Genomic DNA, 17,631 nt, shown 5'->3' with positions numbered 1-17,631 from the left:
AGGCATTCTGTAGCATTGGCCGGCGCGCCGTGGGTGCGTCTTTGCTTTATCAGATGGAGAGCGCTATGGCTTGGAATGAGCCGGGTGGCAACTCGAATAACCAGGATCCCTGGGGCGGCAAGCGTCGTAACAACGGCGACCGCAAGGGGCCGCCGGATCTCGACGAGGCCTTCCGCAAGCTGCAGGAAAGCCTGAACGGTTTGTTCGGTGGTGGTAAAAAACGCGGTGACGACGGCAGTGGTCGTCCAGGCAAGGGCGGCGGTATCGGTCTGCTCGGCATCGGCCTGGTCGTGCTCGCGGCTATCTGGCTGTACAGCGCGGTCTATGTCGTGGACGAGCAGGAGCAAGCCGTGGTGCTGCGCTTCGGCAAGTACTACGAAACCGTCGGCCCGGGCCTGAACATCTATTTCCCGCCGATCGATCAGAAGTACATGGAAAACGTCACGCGTGAGCGTGCCTACACCAAGCAGGGCCAGATGCTCACTGAAGACGAGAACATCGTCGAGGTGCCGTTGACCGTGCAGTACAAGATCACCAACCTGCAGGACTTCGTACTGAACGTCGACCAGCCGGAAGTCAGCTTGCAGCATGCCACCGAGAGTGCATTGCGCCATGTGGTGGGCTCCACCGCCATGGACCAGGTGCTGACCGAGGGTCGTGAGCTGATGGCCAGCGAAATCAAGGAGCGCCTGCAACGGTTCCTCGACACCTATCGCACCGGTATCACTGTCACCCAGGTCAACGTGCAGAGCGCCGCGGCGCCGCGTGAAGTCCAGGAAGCCTTCGACGACGTGATCCGCGCCCGTGAAGACGAGCAGCGTTCGCGCAACCAGGCCGAAACCTATGCCAACGGCGTCGTGCCGGAAGCCCGTGGCCAGGCCCAGCGCATCATCGAGGATGCCAACGGTTACCGCGACGAAGTGGTCTCCCGCGCCAAGGGTGAAGCCGATCGCTTCACCAAGCTGGTGGCCGAGTATCGCAAGGCCCCTGAAGTGACTCGCGAGCGTCTGTACCTGGACACCATGCAGGAAGTCTTCAGCAATACCAGCAAGGTCCTCGTGACCGGCAACAAGAACGGCCAGAGCAACCTGCTGTACCTGCCGCTGGACAAGATGGTCGAGAGCGGTCGCAACACCAGCACGCCGCCGGCCAGCACGGCATCCTCCAGCAATGAAGCGAATGCTCGCGCTGCGGTGGAACAGCAACAGCAAGCACGTACCAGGGAGAGTCGCTGATGAGCAATAAATCGCTGATCGCCCTTATTGTTGGCGTCGTCGTGGCGATCGCTGCCTGGAACTGCTTCTACATCGTGTCCCAGACCGAGCGCGCAGTGTTGCTGCAATTCGGTCGCGTGGTCGAGACGGATGTCCAGCCAGGGCTGCATGTGAAAGTGCCGTACGTCAACAAGGTGCGCAAGTTCGACGCTCGCCTGATGACGTTGGATGCACCGACGCAACGTTTCCTGACGCTGGAAAAGAAAGCGGTCATGGTCGATGCCTATGCCAAGTGGCGCGTGAAGGATGCCGAGCGCTTCTACACGGCTACCTCGGGTCTCAAGCAGATCGCCGACGAACGTCTGTCCCGTCGCCTGGAATCGGGTTTGCGTGACCAGTTCGGCAAGCGCACCCTGCATGAGGTGGTGTCCGGTGAGCGTGATGCGCTCATGGCCGACATTACCCGTTCGCTGAACACCATGGCGGAAAAGGAATTGGGTATCGAAGTGGTCGATGTCCGGGTCAAAGCCATCGATCTGCCGAAGGAAGTGAACCGCAGCGTCTTCGAGCGGATGAGCACCGAGCGCGAGCGTGAGGCCCGCGAGCATCGCGCAAAGGGTAACGAACTGGCCGAAGGCATCCGTGCCGACGCCGATCGTCAACGTCGCGTATTGCTGGCAGAAGCCTATCGTGAATCGGAAGAAGTTCGCGGTGATGGCGATGCCCAGGCCGCGGCGATCTATGCCAAGGCCTACGGCCAGGACCAGGAGTTCTACGCGTTCTACCGTAGCCTGCATGCCTACCGTGAAAGCTTCGCGCACAAATCCGACGTGTTGGTCCTGGACCCGAGCAGCGACTTTTTCCGCTACCTGGAAAAGGCCAAGCCTTGATGCAACGTTGACCTGAGACACTCCGCCCGGCGGCTAAAACGTCTGGCGGGGTGATCCTTTGGGAAAACGGGTGTATGATGCGGCAGCCGGGAAATTCCCGGCTTTTTTGCGTCTGCACGTTCGATTGCGGTTTTGGTTGCAGGCGTCGGGTTGAACGACTCGACAGGTTTTTCGAGGAAAGTGCTGGACGAGGCCGTTTCCGGGCCATTCGTCACGTCGCCCTTGCGCGCTTTTTGCGTAGGGCATGGGCGCTTTCTGCTTCACTCAAGGCTTGCCCGAAGGCTGGCCGCCCGGACCATAGGGGAATGGCGTAATGGCAACGGTAGACCGCTGGCTGCTGCCAGATGGCATCGAAGAAGTACTGCCACCGGAAGCTGCGCGCATCGAAGTAGCGCGTCGGCAGGTGTTGGATCTGTTCCAGAGCTGGGGTTACGAGTTCGTCGTCACCCCGCATATCGAGTACCTGGAATCCCTGCTGACCGGCGCGGGCCAGGACCTGGATCTGCGCACCTTTAAGGTCGTCGACCCGCAGTCGGGCCGGCAGATGGGTTTCCGTGCCGACATCACCCCCCAGGTAGCGCGTATCGACGCCCATACCCTGCGCCGTGAAGGGCCAAGTCGCCTGTGCTATGCCGGCAGTGTGCTGCACGCCCAGCCGCGTGCCTTGTCGTCTTCGCGCAGTCCGATCCAGCTGGGTGCCGAGTTGTATGGCGATGCCAGCCCGAGCAGCGATGTGGAAGTCATCAGCCTGATGCTGGCCATGCTGCAACTGGCCGATGTACCGGATGTCCACATGGATCTGGGCCACGTTGGCATCTATCGCGGCCTAGCCCGTGCGGCCGGTCTGTCCGGTGAAGTGGAGCAACAATTGTTCGATGCCTTGCAGCGCAAGGCCATCGATGAGGTCGTCAGCCTGACCGAAGGCTTGCCGGCCGATCTGTCCGACATGCTGCGGGCGCTGGTGGATCTGTGCGGCGGCCGTGAGGTGCTGACGGCGGCGCGTGATCGCCTGGCCCATGCGCCGGCGCCTGTATTGGCGGCGCTGGACGATCTGCTGGCAATCGCCGAGCGTCTGTCGGTGCGTTTTCCTGAGTTGCCGTTGTATTTCGACCTGGGCGAGTTGCGCGGGTACCACTACCACACCGGCGTGGTGTTCGCCGTGTTCGTGCCGGGCGTGGGCCAGTCCATTGCCCAGGGCGGTCGTTACGACGATATCGGCGCCGACTTCGGTCGCGCCCGTCCGGCGACCGGTTTCTCTACCGATTTGAAAACCCTGGTGACCCTGGGGCGTGCTGAAATCGAGCTACCGTCCGGCGGTATCTGGATGCCTGACAGTACGGATGCGGCACTCTGGCAGGCTGTCTGCCAGTTGCGCAGTGAAGGTCAGCGTGTCGTCCAGGCTTTGCCTGGGCAGCCTTTGGCCGCCGCCCGTGAAGCGGACTGCGACCGGCAATTGATTCAGCAGAACGGGCTTTGGCAAGTATTGCCGCTGGCTTCTTGAGTTTTCCCGCCGGCTGCGGCCGGCACCAAGTTTGCGCGAATGAGGACAAGTGTTATGGGTAAGAATGTCGTAGTCCTGGGCACCCAATGGGGTGATGAGGGCAAAGGCAAGATCGTTGATCTGCTGACCGAACATGCTGCCGCCGTAGTGCGCTACCAGGGTGGCCACAACGCCGGTCACACGTTGGTGATCGACGGTGAAAAAACCGTTCTGCACCTGATTCCGTCGGGCGTGCTGCGCGAAGGCGTGCAGTGTCTGATCGGTAACGGTGTCGTGGTTGCCCCCGATGCCCTGCTGCGGGAAATCGTCAAGCTGGAAGAGAAGGGAGTACCGGTGCGCGAGCGCCTGCGTATCAGCCCGTCCTGCCCGCTGATCCTGTCCTATCACGTTGCGTTGGACCAGGCCCGTGAAAAGGCCCGTGGCGAGATGAAGATCGGCACCACCGGTCGCGGCATCGGCCCGGCCTACGAAGACAAGGTGGCCCGTCGTGGCCTGCGCATCGGTGATCTGTTCCACCGCGAGCGTTTCGCCGCCAAGCTGGGCGAGTTGCTGGACTACCACAACTTCGTCCTGGTCAATTACTACAAAGAGCCGGCCATCGACTTCCAGAAGACCCTGGACGAGTGCATGGAATACGCCGAGCTGCTCAAGCCGATGATGCTCGACGTCACCGCCGAGCTGCACGAACTGCGTCGCGCGGGCAAGGACATCATGTTCGAAGGCGCCCAGGGTTCGCTGCTGGACATCGACCACGGCACCTACCCGTACGTCACCAGCTCCAACACCACTGCCGGCGGCATCGCCACGGGTTCGGGTTTCGGTCCGATGTACGTGGACTACATCCTGGGCATCACCAAGGCCTACACCACCCGTGTGGGTTCGGGTCCGTTCCCGACCGAGCTGTTCGACGACGTCGGTGCCTTCCTGGCCAAGCGTGGTCACGAGTTCGGTGCCACCACCGGTCGTGCCCGTCGTTGCGGCTGGTTCGATGCCGTCATCCTGCGTCGCGCCATCGACGTCAACAGCATCTCGGGCCTTTGCCTGACCAAGCTGGACGTGCTGGACGGCCTGGAAACCATCAACATCTGCGTGGGCTACAAGAACCAGGACGGCGCGGTCATCGACGCACCGACCGACGCTGACAGCTACATCGGCCTGGAGCCGGTGTACGAGCAGATGCCGGGCTGGACCGAGTCGACCGTGGGCGTCAAGGCCCTGGAAGAACTGCCGGTGGCTGCCCGCAACTACATCAAGCGCCTCGAAGAGTTGGTCGGTGCACCGATCGACATTATTTCGACGGGGCCGGACCGCAACGAAACCATCGTTCTGCGTCACCCGTTCGCCTGATAACTCGCTGATGTAAAAGACAAAGGACCCTGATTTGGGTCCTTTGTCGTTTCTGCCTGCCGACGGCACAACACTTGCTATGCAACTCCATTACTGGCACATCTTGACGAGTGCCATCAATTTAATGGCGTTCGTAGAGGGATTTTCCGTGTCGGCCGTTCTCTCACTGTTACAAAGCCGTTTGCTACGGCCTGTGTTCGTTACCCTTGGTATCGCCCTTTTGGTGCAGGTGTTGGTGGCGGTTGCGCTGACTCGCAGCACGGTCACGGCGCTTGAAACCGACCTGGGCGCACGCCTGGGGGCTGACAGCCAGAAACTCTCCGGTGAGCTGGAGCAGGCTGGGCGGGAGGTCACGTCGAGCCTGGACAGTCTGTCCGCCAATACCCGTCAGCGATTGAACGCGGGTTTGTCCACGCGCCTGAAAGATGAGCAGTCGCAGCTGCGGACGACGCTGGAAAAAGCGCTCAAGGACTCCGCCAATGATATGGCGCAGCTCCTGGCTTCCGTCGCTCCCCGCGCCATGTGGGACAGTGACATACCGACACTCTCCGAATTCGCCCGCCGGGCCCAGCGCAACCCCAACGTGTTGTTCGTCATCTATGACGATGCCAACGGTGAGCACCTGACCCGTTACCTGAACCGGGATAACGCGATCAACAAGGCCTTGCTGGAGAAGGGCAAGGGTGAGCGGGCGCTGGACAAGGTGCTGGACGCGGCGAAGACTGATCCGTCGGTCTACTACCTCGAGGCGTCGATCAATCCCAATGGGGTGGAAATCGGCAAAGTGTTGATGGGGGTTTCCACAGCTTCGGTGGAATCCGATCTGAAGGCGTTGGATCAGCGCTTCTCGGCATTGATCGCCAGCAGCGATCAACTGGTCGGTGACAGCCTCAAGGGGGCCGCCGCCGACAGTGCCGCCGCCATGCGCGGCCGTCTGCAGTCGGCACAGACCACCGCCACGCAAATGCAGACCAACACTTCCAGCACGGTGCAGGAAGCGGCAAGTACCTTGCGCTGGCGCATCGGCCTCGGTCTGGCGCTGGTGGGCTTCGGCGTTCTGTTGCTGCTGGCCGTGGTGCTGGGGCGTCGGGTGGTCAATCGCTTGAAGCTGCTGATTGTGGCTATGAACGATCTGGCGGCGGGCGAGGGTGACCTGACCAAACGTGTGCAGATCAATAGCAAGGATGAAATTGGCGACATGGCCTCGGCGGTCAATCGCTTTGTGGATAAGTTGCAACCCATCGTGCGGGAGGCAGGCGATGTCGCCCAGCGCACCGGTGTGGAAATCGGTGCCATGACCTTACGCAACTCCGGCGCCGATGCGGCGGCCGGGATGCAGCGTGATGAGGTGGCGGAGAGCTTGCGAGCGCTGTCGCAAATGGCTGACGAAGCACAGTCGGAAAGCCAGGCGATGCAGGCGGCCTTGCAGCAGGTGGTGGAGATCCGTCAGGCCACGGATGAAAACACCCGTACTTCGGCCAAGGTCAGCGGTTTGATCGAAGCGCTGGCCGGGCAGGTGGACACCGGGGCGAAGGTGATCGAACGACTGGCCCAGCAGAGCGAACAGATCGAAGTGGTGCTGACGGTCATTCACGGCATCGCCGAGCAGACCAACCTGCTGGCGTTGAACGCGGCCATCGAAGCGGCGCGGGCCGGGGAAACCGGGCGTGGTTTTGCGGTGGTGGCGGACGAGGTACGGGCGCTGGCGAGCAAGACCCAGAGTTCGACCGGTGACATCCAGGCCCATATCGTGGCGTTGCAACAGGGGGCTCGCGAGGCGGTGGCTGCGATCGGCCAGGCGGGGCGGCAGGCCAGTGAGGGGCTGCTGGTGTTGCGTGACAGTGCTCGTTTGCAGCAGTCGGTGCAGGCCTCTGTGGAGCAGGTGCATGCGGCCATTGGCCTGGCGACTCAGGCGGCGGCTCATCAGGCCCAAGGGGCGCAGGCGGTGCGCGGGCGGGTCGAGACCATTCACGTCCAAGCCGAGAAAGCGGCTCAAGCTGTGGTCGAGACGACGGCGAGTGGCAAGGTGCTGGACAGCTTGGCGGCGCAGTTGAAGGCGAGTCTGGGACAGTTCAGGGCCTGACAGCCGACCAGCCTTTTGAGTGTACGCGTTTCCCTGTGGGAGCGAGCCTGCTCGCGATGGCGGCCTGACAGCCGCCTCATCCCCTGGGTCTGCTGCTTCAGCAATTCTCAGCCAGAAACGCAAAAACCCGCTTTCGCGGGTTTCTGTGAGGTTCAAGACTTTGTCTTGAAGCTTGAATTGGTGCCCAGAAGAAGACTCGAACTTCCACGACCTTGCGGTCACCAGCACCTGAAGCTGGCGTGTCTACCAATTTCACCATCTGGGCAGCATCTTCAGCGTTGCCGCTGTTGATGTGGCGCACTATACGGAGCGCGTTTTGATCTGTAAACCCCTGTTTTTGTTTTAGTAATTGTGAAAGTAGATTTCAGGAGGGTAGAAATGCAAAAACCCGCTTTCGCGGGTTTTTGGGGAGCTTGCAGATCGTTGATCTGTCGCTCGAAATTGGTGCCCAGAAGAAGACTCGAACTTCCACGACCTTGCGGTCACCAGCACCTGAAGCTGGCGTGTCTACCAATTTCACCATCTGGGCAGTATCGGCAACGTGTGTGCGTCGTCGATGGCGCGCACTATACGGAGCGTGTTTTTAACTGTAAACCCCTCTTGATAAAAAAACCGGTAAATTTCACGAGCGGTGCCTTCCCCAGCTTGAAGAACGGGGTAAAAGACCTTTAGAAAGGGCTTCGGATGCCTGAAATTTCCCGTTTCATTACGCCTATGCCAAACTAACCCGCATATAGACAAGGTGAAAACTCTCTAATGGCCGATTGGCAGTCCCTCGATCCCGAGGCCGCTCGTGAAGCGGAAAAATATGAAAACCCTATTCCCAGCCGCGAACTGATCCTGGCGCATCTCGCCGACCGGGGTTCGCCTGCCAGCCGTGAAGAGCTGGTCGAAGAGTTCGGGCTGACGACCGAAGATCAACTCGAAGCCCTGCGCCGCCGTCTGCGTGCCATGGAGCGCGACGCCCAGTTGATCTACACCCGGCGCGGAACCTACGCGCCGGTGGACAAGCTCGACCTGATCCTGGGGCGTATCGCCGGTCACCGCGATGGCTTCGGCTTCCTGATTCCCGATGACGGCAGCGACGACCTGTTCATGAGCCCGGCGCAGATGCGCCTGGTGTTCGACGGTGATCGGGCTCTGGCCCGCGTGTCTGGCCTGGACCGCCGCGGTCGCCGTGAAGGCGTGATCGTCGAAGTGGTGTCCCGTGCCCACGAGAGCATCGTCGGCCGTTACTTTGAAGAGGGCGGCATCGGCTTTGTTGTCGCGGACAACCCGAAGATCCAGCAGGAAGTGCTGGTCACCCCGGGCCGCAACGCCAACGCCAAGGTCGGTCAGTTCGTCGAGGTGAAGATCACCCACTGGCCAACCCCGCGCTTCCAGCCGCAAGGCGATGTGGTGGAAGTGGTCGGCAACTACATGGCGCCGGGCATGGAGATCGACGTTGCCCTGCGTACCTATGACATTCCCCACGTCTGGCCTGAAGCGGTCCTGAAAGAAGCCGCCAAGCTCAAGCCGGAAGTCGAAGAAAAGGACAAAGAGAAGCGCATCGACCTGCGTCACCTGCCGTTCGTTACCATCGATGGTGAGGATGCGCGGGACTTCGACGACGCGGTCTACTGTGAAGCCCGGCCGGGCAAGTTGCGGCTGTTCTCTGGCGGCTGGAAGTTGTACGTCGCGATTGCCGACGTTTCCAGCTACGTGAAGCTCGGTTCGGCACTGGATGCCGAAGCCCAGGTGCGCGGTAACTCGGTGTATTTCCCCGAGCGCGTCGTGCCGATGTTGCCCGAGCAACTGTCCAATGGCTTGTGCTCGCTCAATCCCCATGTCGACCGCCTGGCCATGGTCTGCGAGATGACCATCTCCAAGTCCGGCGAGATGACCGACTACTGCTTCTACGAGGCGGTGATCCATTCCCATGCCCGCCTGACCTACAACAAGGTCAGCGCGATGCTGGAAACGCCGAAGCTCGCTGAGTCGCGCAAGCTGCGCGGGGAGTACAACGAGGTGCTGCCGGATCTCAAGCAGCTCTATGCGTTGTACAAGGTGTTGCTGGGCGCGCGTCATGTGCGCGGTGCAATCGATTTTGAAACCCAGGAAACCCGGATCATCTTCGGTTCCGAGCGCAAGATCGCCGAAATCCGGCCGACCGTGCGCAACGATGCGCATAAACTGATCGAGGAATGCATGCTGGCGGCCAACGTGGCCACCGCTGAATTCCTGAAGAAGCACGAAATCCCTGCGCTGTACCGGGTCCACGACGGTCCGCCGCCGGAGCGCCTGGAAAAACTGCGCGCCTTCCTCGGTGAACTCGGCCTGTCCCTGCACAAGGGTAAGGAAGGTCCATCGCCCAAGGATTACCAGGCGTTGCTGGCCAGTATCAAGGATCGTCCGGATTTCCATCTGATCCAGACCGTCATGCTGCGCTCCCTGAGCCAGGCGGTGTACAGCGCCGATAACCAGGGCCACTTCGGCCTGAATTACGAGGCCTATACCCACTTCACCTCGCCGATCCGTCGCTACCCCGACCTGCTCACGCACCGGGCCATCCGCAGCGTGATCCATTCGAAGATGAACACCCCGCACGTCAAGCGTGCCGGTGCGATGACCATCCCCAAGGCGCGCATTTATCCGTACGACGAAGCGGCCCTGGAGCAGTTGGGCGAGCAGTGCTCGATGAGCGAGCGTCGCGCCGACGAAGCGACCCGCGATGTGGTGAACTGGCTCAAGTGCGAGTACATGAAGGATCGCGTGGGCGAGTCGTTCCCAGGCGTGATCACTGCCGTGACCGGTTTCGGCCTGTTCGTCGAGCTGACCGATATCTACGTCGAAGGCCTGGTGCATGTCACCGCGCTGCCGGGTGATTACTACCACTTCGACCCTGTGCATCACCGTCTGGCGGGCGAGCGTACCGGGCGCAGTTTCCGTCTGGGCGATACCGTCGAAGTGCGGGTGATGCGCGTCGATCTCGACGAGCGCAAGATCGACTTCGAGATGGCGGAAAAGACCATCGACGCGCCTATCGGACGCAAGAAGCGCGGTGCCGAAACGTCTGCCCCTGCGGCCAAGACCGCTGCCGAGCCGGCCTCGACCAAGTCCGGTCGTCGTGGCCCGGCCAAGGAAAAAGCCAGTGAGGCCTATCGTCCGAGCGATGCCGCGGCGAAAAATGCCGAAGTGCGCAAGAGTCGTGAAATGAAGCAGGCATTGCTGGCCGAAGCCAAGAAAGGCGGTAAGGCCGCGTCGGGAGGAAAGACCGGGCGGTCGGCCCCCGAAAGCGCAAGCAGCAAACCGAGCAAACACCGTAAAGGCCCGTCAAAAGCGGGCTCGGCCCCGGCTAAAAGTGGCGGCGCCCGTAAACCCAAGGCCAAGTCATGAGTCAGTTGGAAAAAATCTACGGCGTGCATGCCGTGGAAGCCCTGTTGCGTCATCACCCCAAGCGGGTCAAGCAGATCTGGCTGGCGGAAAGCCGCAGTGAGCCCCGGGTCCAGACCCTGGTCGAACTGGCCAACGAAAATCGCGTGGCGGTCGGCCAGGCCGAGAGGCGCGAAATGGATGCCTGGGTCGAAGGCGTGCACCAGGGCGTCGTGGCCGAGGTGAGCCCGAGCCAGGTCTGGGGCGAAGCGATGCTCGAAGAATTGCTCGATCGCACCGAAGGCGCGCCTTTGCTGCTGGTGCTGGACGGCGTGACCGATCCTCACAACCTCGGCGCTTGCCTGCGTTCGGCGGATGCGGCCGGGGCATTGGCGGTGATCGTGCCCAAGGACAAGTCGGCTACCTTGACGCCGGCTGTACGAAAAGTCGCCTGCGGCGCCGCGGAGGTGATTCCGCTGGTGGCCGTTACCAATCTGGCGCGCACCCTGGAAAAACTCCAACAGCGCGGCTTGTGGGTGGTCGGCACGGCGGGCGAGGCCGAACAGGACCTGTATCAACAGGACCTCACCGGCCCGACGATCCTGATCATGGGAGCGGAAGGCAAAGGCATGCGTCGCCTGACCCGCGAACATTGCGACTACCTGGTCAAGCTGCCGATGGCCGGCAGCGTCAGCAGCCTCAACGTCTCGGTCGCGACCGGCGTGTGCCTGTTCGAGGCGCTGCGCCAGCGTAGCGTCAAGGCTGCCGCCAAAAAGTAAGGCAGCTGCAAGTCTCTGTGGGAGCGAGCCTGCTCGCGATAGCGGTGTATCAGTCGGCATTTGCGCTGGATGACCCACCGCCATCGCGAGCAGGCTCGCTCCCACAGTGTCATGTGTTGTAGTGGTTGTTCAAATAATCACCAATTGCCTTGCACCTGCCTCGACCCTTCTCTACAATTGCGCCCCTTGCTGTGATGGCAGGCACTTATGTGTCTAGCGTCCACAAGTCCATAAGTGTCATTCACTCCTTGTCTGACCGTTTTTAAGCGGCAGGCTACAACCCGTAAGGAGCATTCATGCGTCATTACGAAATCATCTTTTTGGTCCACCCGGATCAAAGCGAGCAAGTCGGCGGCATGGTTGAGCGTTACACCAAGCTGATCGAAGAAGACGGCGGCAAAATCCACCGCCTGGAAGACTGGGGCCGTCGTCAACTGGCCTACGCAATCAACAATGTTCACAAGGCTCACTACGTGATGCTGAACGTTGAGTGCACCGGCAAGGCCCTGGCCGAGCTGGAAGACAACTTCCGCTACAACGATGCAGTGATCCGTAACCTGGTCATCCGTCGCGAAGAAGCCGTCACCGGCCAATCCGAGATGCTCAAGGCTGAAGAAAACCGCAGTGAGCGCCGTGAGCGTCGCGACCGTCCTGAGCACTCTGACAGCGCCGATGGCGATGACAGCGATAGCGACAGCGACAACAGCGATAACGCTGACGAGTAATCCACGGACCTTTTAAGGAGCCAATCACATGGCACGTTTCTTCCGTCGTCGTAAATTCTGCCGCTTCACCGCTGAAGACGTGAAAGAGATCGATTACAAAGATCTCAACACTCTGAAAGCCTACGTATCCGAGACCGGCAAAATCGTTCCAAGCCGCATCACCGGTACCAAAGCTCGTTATCAGCGTCAGCTGGCCACCGCTATCAAGCGCGCCCGCTTCCTGGCCCTGCTGGCCTACACCGACAGCCACGGCCGCTGAGACCGGGCAGTCGACAAGTAGCAAAGGATTGAATGCATGCGCGCCATAGCTGAGTTCATCATGCGCGGCCGTATGCAGGCCACTCTGGTAGTGGCCGGATGTGCGGCATTGCCGTTGTTGTATTGGTTGGGTGCTGCCGCCGGGAGCCTTGTGCTCCTGCGGCGCGGATTGAGGGACGCCTCGGGCGTTCTTGCTCTGGGACTGCTACCGGCTTTGCTCTGGTGGTTGTATGCCGCGGACCCGCGGGCACTGATGGTGCTTATGGGGTCTTCGGCGCTGGCGTTGGTGTTGCGCGCCAGCGAATCCTGGAACCGCGTGCTGCTGGTCAGCATAGCGATAGGGGTGGTGTTTTCAGTGGTGCTCGGGGTGGCTTTCGCGCCCCAGATCGAGATGCTGTCGCAGGCTTTGGTAAAAATCCTGCCCGAGGCCCTCGGTGATCTCTACCGGCAGATGTCGGCAGAGGAGCAGGCGCGTTTCGTGTCCCTGATCGCACCGGTCCTGACCGGCCTGATTGCGGCGTTGTTGCAGATCGTCAGTGTGCTGAGCCTGATTGTCGGGCGCTACTGGCAGGCGTTGTTGTACAACCCGGGTGGTTTTGGTCGCGAATTTCGTGCCATCCGTTTCCCGCTTGGGCTGGCGATGTTGCTGCTGGCGGGCATGCTTCTGGGACCGAACTTCGGTCCGCAGATGGCCATGCTCACGCCGTTGTGCAGCGTACCGCTGGTCTTCGCCGCCCTGGCCCTGATTCACGGGCTGGTGGCGCAAAAGCGACTGGCCAGGTTCTGGCTGGTGGGGTTGTACGTCACGTTGTTGCTGTTCATGCAGCTGATCTATCCGTTGCTGGTGGTCCTGGCCATCGTCGACAGCCTGATTGATTTTCGCGGTCGTATGGCGCCGAAAGACGCCGACAGCGCGAACGGTGAAGGTTAAAAGTTAGAGGATTTTCACATGCAACTGATCCTTCTGGAAAAAATCGCCAACCTGGGCAACCTGGGCGACAAAGTAAACGTTAAGGCCGGTTACGGCCGTAACTACCTGCTGCCTTTCGGCAAGGCTACCGCTGCGACCGCTGCCAACCTGGCTGCGTTCGAAGAGCGTCGCGCCGAGCTGGAAAAAGCCGCCGCAGACCGTAAGGCATCGGCTGAAAGCCGTGCTGCCCAACTGGCCGAGCTGGAAGTGACCATCACTGCCACCGCTGGCGACGAAGGCAAGCTGTTCGGTTCGATCGGTACTCACGACATCGCTGACGCACTGACCGCCTCCGGCGTTGAAGTTGCGAAGAGCGAAGTTCGTCTGCCGAACGGCACCATCCGCAACGTAGGCGAATTCGACGTAGCCGTGCACCTGCACGCCGAAGTTGAAGCCACCGTACGCGTTGTCGTGGTAGCAGCCTAAGCAATAGCTGTCGGCTGGCACCCTCGGGGGCTAGCCGGTAACATCGGGCACGATCCTGTTTACAGGTCGTGCCCTTTGTCTTTCTGCAATTCCTGATTTTCATAACCCCCTGGGTTTCCCAAAGAATCAAGTGGCCATGAACGAAATCACCGCTCCCGAGCAATACGATCTGCAAACCGCCGCCCTGAAGGTGCCGCCGCATTCCATCGAGGCCGAACAGGCCGTGCTTGGTGGTCTGATGCTGGACAACAACGCCTGGGAACGCGTGCTCGATCAAGTCTCCGACGGCGATTTCTACCGACATGACCACCGCCTGATCTTCCGTGCGATCGCCAAGCTGGCCGATCAGAACATGCCGATCGACGTGGTCACCCTGTCCGAGCAATTGGACAAGGAAGGCCAGACCTCCCAGGTCGGCGGCCTTGGTTACTTGGGCGAGCTGGCGAAAAACACGCCGTCCGTCGCCAACATCAAGGCCTATGCGCAAATTGTCCGCCAGCGGGCGACGTTGCGTCAGTTGATCGGTATCAGCAACGAAATCGCCGACAGTGCCTTCAATCCGGAAGGCCGCACCGCCGAAGAGATCCTCGACGAAGCCGAACGGCAGATCTTCCAGATCGCCGAAGCCCGGCCGAAGACCGGCGGTCCGGTGGGGGTCAACGAGTTGCTGACCAAGGCCATCGACCGTATCGACACCCTGTTCAACACCGACAATGCCATCACCGGTTTGTCGACCGGCTACACCGACCTCGACGAAAAGACCAGCGGCCTGCAACCGGCCGACCTGATCATCGTTGCCGGCCGTCCTTCCATGGGCAAGACCACCTTTGCGATGAACCTGGTGGAAAACGCCGTGCTGCGCAGCGACAAGGCGGTCCTGGTGTATTCCCTCGAGATGCCAGGCGAATCGCTGATCATGCGTATGCTGTCGTCCCTGGGGCGTATCGACCAGACCAAGGTCCGTTCCGGCCAACTGGAAGACGACGACTGGCCGCGCCTGACCTCGGCGGTCAACCTGCTCAACGACCGCAAACTGTTCATCGATGACACCGCCGGCATCAGCCCCTCGGAAATGCGCGCCCGGACCCGCCGCCTGGTGCGGGAGCACGGTGATGTCGCGCTGATCATGATCGACTACCTGCAGCTGATGCAGATCCCGGGTTCCAGTGGTGACAACCGGACCAACGAGATTTCCGAGATCTCCCGTTCCCTCAAGGCCCTGGCCAAGGAATTCAACTGCCCGGTCGTGGCCTTGTCCCAGCTGAACCGGTCCCTGGAACAACGTCCCAACAAGCGTCCGGTGAACTCCGACTTGCGGGAATCCGGAGCGATCGAACAGGACGCCGACGTCATCATGTTCGTGTACCGCGACGAGGTGTATCACCCCGAGACGGAGCACAAGGGCATTGCCGAAATCATCATCGGCAAGCAGCGGAACGGCCCCATCGGCTTTATCCGCCTGGCGTTCATTGGTAAGTACACGCGGTTCGAGAACCTGGCGCCGGGCAGCTATAACTTCGATGATGACGAATGATTTGTAGCGTTTGACAGGCCCCCATCGCGAGCAGGCTCGCTCCCACGCTGGAATGCATTCCCCCTGTGGGAGCGAGTCTGCTCCGGGCGGCGATCCGACGATGCGCCGCCGCCGATTTCCGACCATAGCCGTCGGAATTGGCTATTTTTTGTGCTATATTCCGCCCCCGCGATTTTTCATCTTTTATACCGGTCATCGACATGCAAGCAGCCAAGCCGTTATTTGACTATCCCAAGTACTGGGCCGAATGTTTCGGCCCGGCGCCGTTCCTGCCCATGAGCAGGGAGGAGATGGATCAGCTCGGCTGGGATTCGTGCGACATCATCATCGTGACCGGTGATGCCTATGTCGATCACCCATCGTTCGGCATGGCCATTATCGGCCGGCTGCTGGAGGCCCAGGGCTTTCGCGTCGGGATCATTGCCCAGCCGAACTGGCAGTCCAAAGACGACTTCATGAAGCTCGGCGAGCCGAACCTGTTCTTCGGCGTCGCGGCCGGCAACATGGACTCGATGATCAACCGCTACACCGCCGACAAGAAAATCCGTTCCGATGACGCTTACACGCCGGGCGGCCTGGCGGGCAAGCGGCCGGACCGTGCGAGCCTGGTCTACAGCCAACGCTGCAAGGAAGCTTACAAGCACGTGCCCATCGTGCTCGGCGGCATCGAGGCGTCCCTGCGTCGCATCGCCCATTACGATTACTGGCAGGACCGGGTGCGCAACTCGATCCTGATCGATGCCAGCGCCGACATCCTGCTCTATGGCAACGCCGAGCGGGCAATTGTCGAAGTCGCCCAGCGCCTGTCCTACGGCCACAAGATCGAAGACATCACGGATGTACGCGGCACCGCGTTCATCCGTCGCGACACGCCGCAAGGCTGGTACGAGGTGGACTCCACCCGCATCGACCGTCCGGGCAAGATCGACAAGATCATCAACCCGTATGTAAACACCCAGGACACTCAAGCCTGCGCCATCGAGCAGGAAAAAGGGGCGACTGTTTCAAGTGCAGTTGAAGACCCGAGCGAAGCCAAGGTCGTGCAGATCCTGGCGAGCCCGAAAATGACCCGCGACAAGACCGTGATCCGCCTGCCCTCGGTGGAAAAGGTCCGTAACGACGCGGTGCTCTATGCCCACGCCAACCGCGTGCTTCACCTGGAAACCAACCCAGGCAACGCCCGGGCCCTGGTGCAGAAGCACGGTGAGGTCGATGTCTGGTTCAACCCGCCGCCCATTCCGATGACTACTGAGGAAATGGACTACGTGTTTGGCATGCCTTACGCACGCGTTCCGCACCCGGCGTATGGCAAGGAAAAGATTCCGGCTTACGAGATGATCCGTTTCTCGGTGAACATCATGCGCGGCTGCTTCGGCGGCTGTACGTTCTGCTCGATCACCGAGCACGAAGGCCGGATCATCCAGAACCGTTCAGAAGAGTCGATCATTCGCGAGATCGAAGAGATCCGCGACAAGGTCCCGGGCTTCACCGGGGTGATTTCCGACCTTGGCGGCCCGACCGCGAACATGTACCGCATCGCCTGCAAGAGCCCGGAGATCGAATCCGCGTGCCGCAAGCCGTCCTGCGTGTTCCCCGGTATCTGTCCGAACCTGAACACCGACCATTCCTCGCTGATCCAGCTGTACCGCAGCGCCCGAGCGTTGCCTGGGGTGAAGAAGATCCTGATCGCCTCCGGCCTGCGTTACGACCTGGCCGTCGAGTCGCCGGAGTACGTCAAGGAGCTGGTGACCCACCACGTCGGCGGTTATCTGAAGATTGCCCCGGAGCACACCGAGGAAGGTCCGCTCAACCAGATGATGAAGCCGGGTATCGGCTCCTATGACCGGTTCAAGCGGATGTTCGAGAAGTACACCAAGGAGGCCGGGAAAGAGCAGTACCTGATTCCATACTTCATCGCCGCACACCCGGGCACCACCGACGAAGACATGATGAACCTGGCGCTGTGGCTCAAGGGCAACGGTTTCCGGGCTGATCAGGTGCAGGCGTTCTATCCGTCGCCGATGGCCACCGCCACGGCCATGTACCATTCGGGCAAGAACCCGCTGCGCAAGGTCACCTACAAGAGCGATGGGGTGACCATCGTCAAGAGCGAAGAGCAGCGCCGCCTGCACAAGGCTTTCCTGCGCTATCACGACCCCAAGGGCTGGCCGATGCTGCGTGAAGCGTTGACCCGCATGGGCCGTGCCGACCTGATCGGGCCGGGCAAGCACCAGTTGATTCCGCTGCACCAGCCGGCTACCGACAGCTACCAGAGTGCCCGTCGCAAGAACTCGACGCCGGCCGGCAGCCACAAGGTGGGCAAGGACACCACCCGGATTCTGACCCAGCACACCGGTCTGCCGCCACGTGCCAGCGACGGCGGCAACTCGTGGGACAAGCGCGAACAGGCCAAGGCCGCCGCGTTCGCCCGCAACCAGCAGGCGGCCAAGGAGCGCAAGGACGCCGCCAAGGGCAAAGGGCCGAAGCCGGCGCGCAAACCGGTCGTGCCACGCTGATCGCCCAAGCCCTGTCGCAAACGCCAGCCTAAGTGCT

General features: G+C 61.1%; 13 protein-coding genes, 2 tRNA genes and 1 pseudogene. 14 read left to right on the top strand and 2 right to left on the bottom strand.

The features are described 5' to 3' along the window. Positions 1-65 precede the first annotated feature (65 nt). From hflK to CGA22_RS27440, 6 genes and pseudogenes are all read left to right on the top strand, one after another. Positions 66-1,235, top strand: coding sequence for an FtsH protease activity modulator HflK (gene hflK / locus CGA22_RS11700; protein ID WP_041024056.1), 1,170 nt, complete (start codon positions 66-68; stop codon positions 1,233-1,235). After that, positions 1,235-2,104: a protease modulator HflC gene (gene hflC, locus CGA22_RS11695; protein ID WP_041024057.1), complete on the top strand. Its 870-nt coding sequence runs from the start codon at positions 1,235-1,237 to the stop codon at positions 2,102-2,104. The genes hflK and hflC overlap by 1 nt, the downstream gene beginning before the upstream one ends. Positions 2,105-2,417: 313 nt before the next feature. Further along, on the top strand, positions 2,418-3,605 hold the full coding sequence (locus CGA22_RS11690) for an ATP phosphoribosyltransferase regulatory subunit (protein WP_041024058.1): 1,188 nt from the start codon (positions 2,418-2,420) through the stop codon (positions 3,603-3,605). Positions 3,606-3,659: 54 nt separating this feature from the next. Next, on the top strand, positions 3,660-4,952 hold the full coding sequence (locus CGA22_RS11685) for an adenylosuccinate synthase (RefSeq protein WP_041024059.1): 1,293 nt from the start codon (positions 3,660-3,662) through the stop codon (positions 4,950-4,952). A gap of 79 nt (positions 4,953-5,031) precedes the next feature. Continuing rightward, positions 5,032-6,129 (top strand): annotated as a pseudogene (locus tag CGA22_RS27445) (methyl-accepting chemotaxis protein); the annotation flags it as partial. Between the two features lie 21 nt (positions 6,130-6,150). After that, a complete protein-coding gene (locus CGA22_RS27440) occupies positions 6,151-7,035 on the top strand; it encodes a methyl-accepting chemotaxis protein (RefSeq protein ID WP_411157117.1) in 885 nt (294 codons plus the stop codon). Between the two features lie 178 nt (positions 7,036-7,213). Here CGA22_RS27440 and CGA22_RS11675 read toward each other — a convergent pair. Together CGA22_RS11675 and CGA22_RS11670 are read right to left on the bottom strand one after the other, a co-directional pair. Continuing rightward, positions 7,214-7,300, bottom strand: a tRNA-Leu gene (locus CGA22_RS11675). Between the two features lie 177 nt (positions 7,301-7,477). Continuing rightward, positions 7,478-7,564: transfer RNA gene (locus tag CGA22_RS11670), tRNA-Leu, on the bottom strand. A 227-nt stretch (positions 7,565-7,791) separates the two neighbouring features. Between CGA22_RS11670 and rnr the strand changes: the two genes are divergently transcribed. The 8 genes from rnr to CGA22_RS11630 all read left to right on the top strand — a co-directional run bounded on the left by rnr (position 7,792) and on the right by CGA22_RS11630 (position 17,594). After that, complete coding sequence (gene rnr, locus CGA22_RS11665; RefSeq protein WP_041024060.1) at positions 7,792-10,410, top strand: ribonuclease R; 2,619 nt, start codon at positions 7,792-7,794, stop codon at positions 10,408-10,410. Continuing rightward, positions 10,407-11,165 (top strand): 23S rRNA (guanosine(2251)-2'-O)-methyltransferase RlmB, encoded by a 759-nt coding sequence (rlmB, locus tag CGA22_RS11660; RefSeq protein ID WP_041024061.1) that lies wholly within the window; start codon positions 10,407-10,409, stop codon positions 11,163-11,165. The genes rnr and rlmB overlap by 4 nt, the downstream gene beginning before the upstream one ends. A gap of 296 nt (positions 11,166-11,461) precedes the next feature. After that, complete coding sequence (gene rpsF, locus CGA22_RS11655) at positions 11,462-11,890, top strand: 30S ribosomal protein S6 (protein ID WP_003186395.1); 429 nt, start codon at positions 11,462-11,464, stop codon at positions 11,888-11,890. Between the two features lie 28 nt (positions 11,891-11,918). Continuing rightward, positions 11,919-12,149: a 30S ribosomal protein S18 gene (rpsR, locus tag CGA22_RS11650; protein ID WP_002551829.1), complete on the top strand. Its 231-nt coding sequence runs from the start codon at positions 11,919-11,921 to the stop codon at positions 12,147-12,149. 36 nt (positions 12,150-12,185) lie between these two features. Next, positions 12,186-13,079 (top strand): hypothetical protein, encoded by an 894-nt coding sequence (locus CGA22_RS11645; RefSeq protein WP_041024062.1) that lies wholly within the window; start codon positions 12,186-12,188, stop codon positions 13,077-13,079. A gap of 18 nt (positions 13,080-13,097) precedes the next feature. Next, a complete protein-coding gene (rplI, locus tag CGA22_RS11640; protein WP_003186385.1) occupies positions 13,098-13,544 on the top strand; it encodes a 50S ribosomal protein L9 in 447 nt (148 codons plus the stop codon). A gap of 136 nt (positions 13,545-13,680) precedes the next feature. Then, the gene (gene dnaB / locus CGA22_RS11635) at positions 13,681-15,078 is read left to right on the top strand and encodes a replicative DNA helicase (RefSeq protein ID WP_041024063.1); all 1,398 of its coding nucleotides are present in this window, start codon (positions 13,681-13,683) and stop codon (positions 15,076-15,078) included. A gap of 200 nt (positions 15,079-15,278) precedes the next feature. After that, the gene (locus CGA22_RS11630) at positions 15,279-17,594 is read left to right on the top strand and encodes a YgiQ family radical SAM protein (protein ID WP_041024064.1); all 2,316 of its coding nucleotides are present in this window, start codon (positions 15,279-15,281) and stop codon (positions 17,592-17,594) included. The last annotated feature ends 37 nt before the right edge of the window (positions 17,595-17,631 follow it).

Origin of the sequence: Pseudomonas sp. PSB18 (assembly GCF_014596565.1) — a bacterium.
In the GTDB taxonomy this organism is placed as follows: Bacteria; Pseudomonadota; Gammaproteobacteria; order Pseudomonadales; family Pseudomonadaceae; genus Aquipseudomonas.
The sequence above is the reverse complement of the archived record's forward strand: the minus strand, read 5'-3'. Positions and strand labels throughout refer to the sequence as shown.

Coding starts and splice junctions, on each gene's coding strand:
- rpsR (WP_002551829.1), top strand. CDS start 11,919: ATGGCACGTTTCTTCCGTCGTCGTAAATTCTGCCGCTTCACCGCTGAA.
- rpsF (WP_003186395.1), top strand. CDS start 11,462: ATGCGTCATTACGAAATCATCTTTTTGGTCCACCCGGATCAAAGCGAG.
- CGA22_RS27440 (WP_411157117.1), top strand. CDS start 6,151: ATGGCCTCGGCGGTCAATCGCTTTGTGGATAAGTTGCAACCCATCGTG.
- CGA22_RS11645 (WP_041024062.1), top strand. CDS start 12,186: ATGCGCGCCATAGCTGAGTTCATCATGCGCGGCCGTATGCAGGCCACT.
- CGA22_RS11685 (WP_041024059.1), top strand. CDS start 3,660: ATGGGTAAGAATGTCGTAGTCCTGGGCACCCAATGGGGTGATGAGGGC.
- CGA22_RS11690 (WP_041024058.1), top strand. CDS start 2,418: ATGGCAACGGTAGACCGCTGGCTGCTGCCAGATGGCATCGAAGAAGTA.
- rplI (WP_003186385.1), top strand. CDS start 13,098: ATGCAACTGATCCTTCTGGAAAAAATCGCCAACCTGGGCAACCTGGGC.
- hflC (WP_041024057.1), top strand. CDS start 1,235: ATGAGCAATAAATCGCTGATCGCCCTTATTGTTGGCGTCGTCGTGGCG.
- rnr (WP_041024060.1), top strand. CDS start 7,792: ATGGCCGATTGGCAGTCCCTCGATCCCGAGGCCGCTCGTGAAGCGGAA.
- dnaB (WP_041024063.1), top strand. CDS start 13,681: ATGAACGAAATCACCGCTCCCGAGCAATACGATCTGCAAACCGCCGCC.
- hflK (WP_041024056.1), top strand. CDS start 66: ATGGCTTGGAATGAGCCGGGTGGCAACTCGAATAACCAGGATCCCTGG.
- CGA22_RS11630 (WP_041024064.1), top strand. CDS start 15,279: ATGCAAGCAGCCAAGCCGTTATTTGACTATCCCAAGTACTGGGCCGAA.
- rlmB (WP_041024061.1), top strand. CDS start 10,407: ATGAGTCAGTTGGAAAAAATCTACGGCGTGCATGCCGTGGAAGCCCTG.